5 protein-coding genes and 3 pseudogenes are annotated in these 8,031 nt (G+C 62.4%); 6 read left to right on the top strand and 2 right to left on the bottom strand.

The annotated features are described in order from the left end of the window. Positions 1-1,247 precede the first annotated feature (1,247 nt). The 3 genes and pseudogenes from AC5ZG5_RS42640 to AC5ZG5_RS42630 all read left to right on the top strand — a co-directional run. Positions 1,248-2,255, top strand: a pseudogene (locus tag AC5ZG5_RS42640) (strawberry notch C-terminal domain-containing protein); the annotation flags it as partial. Further along, a pseudogene (locus AC5ZG5_RS42635) lies at positions 2,255-3,318 on the top strand (DUF7146 domain-containing protein). The pseudogenes AC5ZG5_RS42640 and AC5ZG5_RS42635, both read left to right, overlap by 1 nt. A 328-nt stretch (positions 3,319-3,646) precedes the next feature. Then, positions 3,647-4,570 carry a DUF2493 domain-containing protein gene (locus AC5ZG5_RS42630; protein ID WP_456646598.1) on the top strand — a complete coding sequence of 308 codons (924 nt, stop codon included), beginning with the start codon at positions 3,647-3,649 and terminating at the stop codon, positions 4,568-4,570. A 175-nt stretch (positions 4,571-4,745) separates the two neighbouring features. On the opposite strand, the gene AC5ZG5_RS42625 is transcribed toward AC5ZG5_RS42630, so the two are convergent. Both AC5ZG5_RS42625 and AC5ZG5_RS42620 read right to left on the bottom strand, forming a co-directional pair. Next, positions 4,746-4,949 (bottom strand): hypothetical protein, encoded by a 204-nt coding sequence (locus tag AC5ZG5_RS42625; protein WP_456646599.1) that lies wholly within the window; start codon positions 4,947-4,949, stop codon positions 4,746-4,748. Positions 4,950-5,140: 191 nt separating this feature from the next. Continuing rightward, a pseudogene (locus tag AC5ZG5_RS42620) lies at positions 5,141-5,287 on the bottom strand (DUF736 family protein); the annotation flags it as partial. Between the two features lie 416 nt (positions 5,288-5,703). Here AC5ZG5_RS42620 and AC5ZG5_RS42615 point away from each other — a divergent pair. From AC5ZG5_RS42615 to AC5ZG5_RS42605, 3 genes are all read left to right on the top strand, one after another. After that, positions 5,704-6,024 carry a DUF736 domain-containing protein gene (locus AC5ZG5_RS42615; protein WP_456646600.1) on the top strand — a complete coding sequence of 107 codons (321 nt, stop codon included), beginning with the start codon at positions 5,704-5,706 and terminating at the stop codon, positions 6,022-6,024. A gap of 257 nt (positions 6,025-6,281) precedes the next feature. Beyond that, positions 6,282-6,431: a hypothetical protein gene (locus tag AC5ZG5_RS42610; protein WP_456646601.1), complete on the top strand. Its 150-nt coding sequence runs from the start codon at positions 6,282-6,284 to the stop codon at positions 6,429-6,431. Positions 6,432-7,259: 828 nt separating this feature from the next. Beyond that, positions 7,260-7,889 (top strand): DNA -binding domain-containing protein, encoded by a 630-nt coding sequence (locus AC5ZG5_RS42605; RefSeq protein ID WP_456646602.1) that lies wholly within the window; start codon positions 7,260-7,262, stop codon positions 7,887-7,889. Positions 7,890-8,031: the final 142 nt, after the last annotated feature.

Below are 8,031 nucleotides of genomic sequence, written 5' to 3'. Positions count from 1 at the left end.
CGTCTGGACCAAGAAAAAGGTCCGTCAACGCCGCTTCAAAGGCCGCCGTATCACTCAGCTCTGATTCCGGGTACTAGGGTAGAAGCCCCGGCCGAGATCGGGCCTTTCGATGCCTAGGCCTGGTAGTCGAGAGACTTGAAGCTCAGATGCTTCGCGCCTTCCGGAGCATCCGCGACCTTGCGGATGTTGGCCCAGGTCTGCTCATCGACCCGGCCGCGTCACCAGCGGAAGGGGAAGATGAAGCGGGCCCACTGCCTGAATTCCTCGCAGACGACGAGGATCGGGAGAGCGCCGGCGACGACGATCCGCAACAGCTCGACGCGGCTGAGTGACGTCATAAAGCGGGATGACTCCGGCTGTCCCGCCGTTGTTCGGGGGACCGGTGCACTGCGCCGGTCCCTTTTTTATTTGCGACGGCTGAGAGGTAGAGCCGGGCCGGGAAGGGTTTGAGCTGTCGGGTCAAAGGAGAGCGCCTGATGGTTCGACCCGTTTCCGCTCTCCCGAGAAATCCTGCCATGACCGAATCTCTCGCCAGCGGCGCGGCCGCCGCGCCGCTCTCGATGCGTGCCGCTGTTAGTCTCACCGTTGCCGCCGTCAAGGCCGCCCGACAAGCCCTGACCGAACTCGAACGCAGCCGTTGCATTGATGCCGCCGTCCTGCGCAGCGCCATGGAGGCGGCCTTCGGCGCCTCCGACGCGGCCGGCGCGTGGGACTGGAAGATCGCCTATGATGTCTGCGAGGCGGCAACCGTTCTGTTCCTTCGCAAGTTTGGCCCCGCGATGCGCGCCAAGGCTGGCTCGACGGCCGCCATGCTGCCGATGCTCGCGAGAGTCGCGAGTCTTCTGCCTACTCACACGCGGCGCTCCGAGGACAGTCAGGCGTTTCAGCAATTCTCGACACCCATTCCGCTTGGCCTGGCCGCATGCACCTCGGCCGGCATTACGCCGGCCGACCGAGTCCTGGAGCCCTCCGCGGGGACCGGTTTGCTTGCCATCTTTGCCGAGCTCGCCGGCGGCGCTCTGATGCTGAACGAGTTGGCCGAGGCCCGCGCGGAGCTACTCGATCATCTGTTCGCCAACGTTAAGGTCATGCGGTTCGACGCCGCCCAGATCGATGATCACCTCGATGGGCGTGTTGTACCGAGCGTCGTCCTGATGAACCCGCCGTTCTCGGCGGTGGCGAATGTCGATCGACGCATGGCGGACGCGGTTTTCAGGCACATCGCTTCAGCACTGGCACGCCTTTGCGACGGCGGGCGTCTCAGGGATGACCTTCCGCCGATCACGACATTCCTGAACAGGTTATTCGCGCTCACCATCGACCTGCAGAATGTCCTGTTCACCGCCTTCGAGCAGCTCCTGACCGTTCGGATCGAGGGCGCAGTTGCGTCTGGCACCTACGACGTCGGGCTGGAAATGCTCCGCGCCGAGAGCTTTGCGGTCACCGACCGGCGGACAATCTATGTCCATCCGGGTACGGGCGCCGAGACCCGGCTGCTCACGATCACCCAGCGCCAGCGCAATCATCCTGTGAGTCCGGATGACGCTCTTGCTCGTCTCTCCGAGTGTCACGCTGTCCTGCTGATCAATGAGCGCTCGGGGCGAGCCGCCGTGCAGGTCCCAGCGGCGAGCGTCATGCTCGACGAGGGCCAGATTGAACAGCGCGTCCGGCTGATCCGGCCAATGGAGCAGCATAGGGTCCCCCTGAACATGATGGCGGAGAGCCATTGGGTCGAAGCGGATCGTGAACGTTTTGCCGCAGTTTGGCTGGCGGAGCTTGCCGAGGTGCCCCAGTTCACCGAAAGCACGATCCACGTCGTGGCGGGCTTGCTGCTACCCGTTTGGAAGCGCCTGCCGAACGAATCGACCCGCGTCTATCGTCTCCAGACCGATGTGGGCGAACGCATCATCGGCCGCAGGGTCTCGGCCGCCTGGGTCGCGAACGTCCTTGCGGCGGACGCGCCTTCGCTGACGCCGGACGCCGCATTTGCCGAGCTGATAGAAGGACGGACCGTCCTCGACCTCGCGGAGGGACTCCAGCTTCGCCGCGTCCGGGTGATGGGCGCATACCGCATCGAACTGTCGGGGTTCAACGACACGATGTGCGATCGCCTCCGGGCTTACGGCCTCTTTGGGGAGATCATCTCCTGGAAGCTCCGCATGTTCGTGTCCACAAACGCAACCGGCGTCGCGATCCTATCGAAAGTGCTCGACACCTATCCGGTTGCGCGCATCAGCGAGCGGGAGGCCGCGTGATGTCCCGCGATATCTCCGAACTAGCACGCCGTCTCGCGCGTGAGGCCGAGGCGGTGTGCCGGCACTATCTCTCCAATGGCAAGCGTGCGGGACGGTACTGGGTGGTCGGCGACGTTCACAACAGCCCGGGCCGCTCGTTATTCGTGCGGCTCCAGGACTCACCCAAGGGCCTCGCCGGCAAGTGGACCGATGCTGCGACCGGGGAACATGGCGATCTCCTGGACATCATCCGCCAAAGCCGGGGCTTGTGCGACTTTCGCGAGGTCGCTCAGGAAGCGAGGTGGTTTCTGAAGCTGCCTCGTCTTGAGCCGCAACTGGCGCCGAAGTCCATTCGTTCCCTTGCACCGGCAGGATCGCAAGAGGCGGCTCGTCGGCTCTTTGCGATGTCGAGCCCGATTGAAGGGACGCTGGTCGAGACGTATTTGCAGCGCCGCGGAATAGCCCACATCCACCATGCCAGAAGCCTGCGCTACCACCCACGCTGCTACTACCGGCCGGAGGAACACTTACCCACCGAAACCTGGCCGGCGATGATCGCCTGCGTCACTGATCTCGATGGCCGGATCACCGGCGTGCACCGCACTTGGCTCGATCCAGACGGTTTTGATCGCATTCGTCTCGGCAAGGCTCCCATCGATACGCCACGACGGGCCATGGGCGACCTGCTTGGTAACGCCGTTCGCTTTGGCGCCGTGGACGACGTGCTCGCTGCGGGCGAGGGTATCGAGACTATGCTATCGCTGCGTTGCATGCTGCCGACCCTGCCCATGGCCGCTGCGCTCTCGGCCAATCACCTCGCCGCGATGTTGCTGCCATCTGGCCTGCGTCGTCTCTATGTCGCGCTCGATGCCGACGCCGCCGGAGATGCCGTGCAGGCGACTCTGACCCAGCGCGCGGAAGCCGTCGGCGTTGAAGCGATCGCATTGTCGCCTCGGTCAGGCGATTTCAACGAAGATCTGCGCATCTTCGGCCCTGATGCCCTCCGGGCGTCTCACTGCGGCTTCAACTCGTACCAGAGGACGTCGTCCGTTACCTGCATTCATCGACGATGGCCCCGGAATAGCCCCGCATTCGATGGGCGTGAACGGGTCGCTCGTGGCGAGGCCGATGCCGGAAGAGGACGCGACCTCGGCCTTCTAGAGGGCGATCGGACGGCAGGCGGGTGCGGGCCGGCAATGGCTGCGTCCGGCTATTTTCCGCCGCGCGCCGGCGATGAGAAGACACATTAGCCACGTGGCCGCGCGCTTTGCATCGCGAAGCAAATTAGCCGGCCTCCGCCATCCTCCGCTGCCGCTTCGGCCCTTTCGGGTTCTGGCCCACTCCGCATGCCGTCTGAGTGATCGCCACGAAGGCCGCGATGGGCGCGGCCGATCCGGCAAAGGACCTCCTCCATGACCGACCACGACGACATCGAACCTCCGCACGCCGCATCTCCGACCGACCACGTTCTCACCGAATTGCAACTTTTCGGCTACCGCCCCTTCGACGACCAGCCCGATCCACGGCCGCTTCCCGATGGCAAGATGATCGCCGGCGCCGTCGCCGATATCTTCGACGCCTTGGTCGCGACATTGAACGACACGCGACTCGAGCCGGACCTCGACGATCTGCTCTGGTCGACCGTTAACCTGTTCCATCGTGCCGTCGACCGCATCGAACGCCAACTCGACGACAACGAACAGGCGCAGCAGAAAAGCCAGCGCGAGCAGAACGGCTCCGAGGTGCGATCGGTCGAACTTGAGCGCCTGACCGCCGAAGGCATTACCTTGATCGAGCGCCGCAACTGCCTGGAGCTCTTCCGCGACCAGGCCATCGAGCGCTTTGAAGCTCACACCGGCTCATCCTGGCGCCCCCGATCGGGATCACTGGTGAACCACCGCACACTGACCGCAGCGATGATCGACTCCCGCGACTTCATCGCGGCCAAGCGCCGTGCCGAAACCGAGATCATGTTGCCCCCGGGGCCGAAGATCGCACTGACCGGTGGGCTCGACTTCAACGACTACCACCTCATCTGGGAACGCCTCGACAAGGTTCTCGCCAAGCATCCCGACATGGTCCTGCTCCATGGCGGCTCGCCCAAAGGGGCCGAATTGATCGCCTCCAAATGGGCAACGACCCGCAAGGTGCCTCAGATCGCCTTCAAGCCGGACTGGACGAAGCACGCCAAGGCGGCACCGTTCAAGCGTAATGACGCCATGCTCGAACTCCTGCCGATCGGCGTCATCCACTTCCCGGGCACGGGAATCCAGGACAATCTCGCCGACAAGGCGAAGCGGCTCGGCATCCCCGTTTGGAGGTTTGGCGGCGCGTGAGCGCCGTCTTATCGCCTCCAAGCTATTAAGCGGAGTTTCGCTGCGGTGGTGGTGAAAGGCGCGACTGGTAGATCTATGCACATCGAGCCACCCCCATGCTCGCCTTGGGGTTGTTCTCAACACATTCGGAATCGGTTTGTTCTGCTGGGCGATCTTCGCTCTCGCGCTGTATGCGTCACCGTTTTTCGTCACACTGAGTATCGGAATAGCGGCGTTTCAGAATGGCGCCGGCGTGGTCGGTGAGCTGCTTATCGGAACGGCCGGTGGCGCGTTGATGCTTGCCGTCGGTCAGGCCGCCGTCGCCATCACTCGGTCCTTGACCTTGCGCATCGTCACCGCGACCGCGCTCGCTGTCCCCGCCGCCGTAGCTGCCTATCATGTGGTGTTCGCCCTTCCCAGATCAGGGCGCCTTTGCTGGCTTGGCGTGAGACCTTGGCTTGCTTGGGCGCGGTTTGCATCAGCGGCACGTTGTTGGCGCACCCGACCGTTTTTTTTCGGAGCCCCGCCCGTTCGAGCCGGCTGGGGCCGTGCAGAATCGAGACCCGACCCATTCTGACGGCCGCAAGGCGCGAGGGATGATCGCTCACCGCCTTCATCGTTGAACACATTCGCGTAGATCGGCGCGTTGAACGTGGCGTCGTCGAGCTTGAGCGAGAGGTAGTCGCGGCCCTCTTCGGAGCGCCTCGACTAAGCCGCGGCCATTTCGGCCGGGCCCACCTAGCTCCGGCGGAGCAGCGTTATCTCGATCATTCCTTCGGAGGCGATGCCGCCTTTTGCAGCAGATTGTTTCTCTTTCTGCGCCGAATCGTTCCGACCTCTTGTTCAGCACAACCGAGATACGCCACGTCTTCTCCTTAAGATTTGTGGTTCAGCACGCGGACGCACGTGGCCTCGTTGATGGCTTGATCTGGCCGAAGACCGGCTTCGCCTCGATCGTCTGAGCCGCAACGCCGTTGATGCGACTTTCTTCCCCTGGGCTGCGCCCATTCCTCGCGAGGCAAGAAAGTCGCCACAACGGCATCCTCCGCTGCGCTCCGGCCCTTGAAGCGGGTGCGTCGCCGATCGTCCTCGGCCTGCAGATCGCCATCGAGGCCGCGGTGGTCGCGGGCTCGAAACACAACAGGAGAAGTGACATGGCTAATATCGGTTCTTTCAAGAAGGTCGGCAACGATTTCCAGGGCGAGATCATCACCCTGAGCTTGCAAGCCAAGGGCGTGCGCATCGTCGCCGAGCCCAACCGCCCAAGCGAGAACGCCCCCAGCCACCGCGTCTACGTCGGTCGGGCCGAGATCGGGGCGGCATGGTCCAAGCGCTCCGAGGAGGGCCGCGACTATCTCTCGCTCAAGCTCGACGATCCGTCCTTCACGGCGCCGATCTACGCGAATCTGTTCGACGACGAAGGCGGCGAGGGCTACACGCTCCTCTGGTCGCGGCCGCGCAAGAACGGCGAGTGAGGTTCTCCGCGCCGAGCCCCGCCCGAACCACTCGGGCGGGGCCTTTTACCCGCGCGACGGAAGCCGTTAATCTTTTGTTTACCTGAACTTAGGTGAACCGATTCGGCGCCGTGGTCTCAATTCGTGCCCCCGAGTTTGCGCCGCCGAGTCGCTGAAGAGTCAACCTTAGGGGCGACAAATATAGTGCATGGCGATCGGCGCGACTCACCCTATTTCTCGGGCACTACAAACGCGTTCACCGCTTCATGGAGCTGACGATGGCGAGCCAGTTTAAGGTGTTTCCCGATCCACAACCGGTGACGCTCAAGCGCACTTGCCTGGCGCAAATGATCATCAGCCTTGCCGCGCTGACGTCGACTGGCGTCCTGCTATCGAAGGTCGTGACGGTGATGAATGGAATGCATTAGAGGGCTCGGCCAACTCAGGGCGGAGCTACCGGAGCGACCGTGAGAATTTGAGAACCGGACCGCACGGCGCCCAAGGCGGCATGCGGTCCAGCCAACCATTGATGCGCTCCATCCAGACCAAAGCGAGCTCAACAATTGCAAACGTTGCCGCAGCAGGCACTTTGGTGGGAATGAGCAGCAGGTCGTCGAAGACCTACTTCTTCATCTTCTTTTTTTTGACCTTTTTGACGGTGGTCTTCTTCGCTTTCTTCGCTTTCTTGGCCATATGCCCCTCCGTTAAATCTCAAATGAGATCGCTTATTGTGCAGACCGGAATCGGTCCGCACACGAGAAAGTGTATCATTGAATTTGCAAGATTGACATTGAGACGTCTGTTCGTGGGGTACTGCGTTCGAGTCGTTTGTCTGCCACGGGGCCAGTGCGTGGGGCGAGAGAAGGTTCTCGCGACCATGGCCGATTGGCATGGTGTGATCCGGTGTTGGGCGATCCGCAAAGATGCCAGCAGAAGCTTGCGCGGCTATGATCTGGGCACTGGCGGACTGACGTCAATCGGGCGCGAAAGTACCCGCTGGGCCGTTCTGTTGCCCCATTTGGCCGAGACGATCGGCCTCCTAAGTGCTTTTTAGCTTGGGGCAGGCCCTGAACCATCCCGTCATGTCTTCGCACGGTCGTACACGCGATGGCGCCGCGCGCATTGATCCGGCGGGCTATGACGCATGCGACTGGGCGTGGGAGTTCTTGCGCCGAAACAGAGACTATATCGCCGAGTGGCGAGGCTCCGTTCCTCGACCTCTGCCGTACATCAGACTCAGCGACGGGACGTGGCTGTTGCGGCTACGGCGACGCTTTCCTCGCGCCGAACGGTGGGGACTTTATGCCTTTGCCGATCCCTCCCTATGCGCCCGGCAGGCGCCGGTGTTCTGGCACGTCGATGCCCTGAAGCGGGTCATCCGCCTCAACGCCCAAAGGCGAACTGGCAACGACAGCACGCCGCCGTTCACGCTTGCGGACTTCAAGGTCAATCGAATGGCCGTTATCTGTGTCGACGAGGTTCCGTTGGTATTGATGAAGGGAGTGGGCGTTCATGTCCCCCTCGAAATCCGCGGTCTTCCTGTCCTGACTGCGTCCTTTGCGCTGGTCTTTGAACTCCATGGCCTCGGCGACGTCTCCGCGCAATTCGAGCTTCTGAAGCGCCTGAAGCGTTTCACCGAGCCTGGCCAGAGGACAATACAAACACAGCCATTTGCAAGCGACGAACGTCTGCATCATGCTCTGATCGCGCTCGACGAAAGCCTGAAGGGCAAGACCTACCGCCAGATCGCAATCGCGATCTTCGGGGAGAAAAAAGTTGCGGAGGAATGGCACGGGCATAGTCAATTCTTGAAGGATCGCACGCGACGGCTTGTTGCCAAGGGAACCGAATTGATGAAGGGCGGCTATCGCGACCTCCTGGGTTAGCCGCTTCTTGCCGCGGCTGCTTGACGAGACTTGCTTTCGCAGGATGGCGAAACAGACCCTGCCACGTTCGCCACTCCCAATTTGCTTGCCGATGTGACGACGCTTCTTCTCACGCCTCGTGCTTGACGAGGTCTGTGACAAG

The organism is Bradyrhizobium sp. Ses1 (assembly GCF_059512365.1).
The sequence above is the reverse complement of the archived record's forward strand: the minus strand, read 5'-3'. Positions and strand labels throughout refer to the sequence as shown.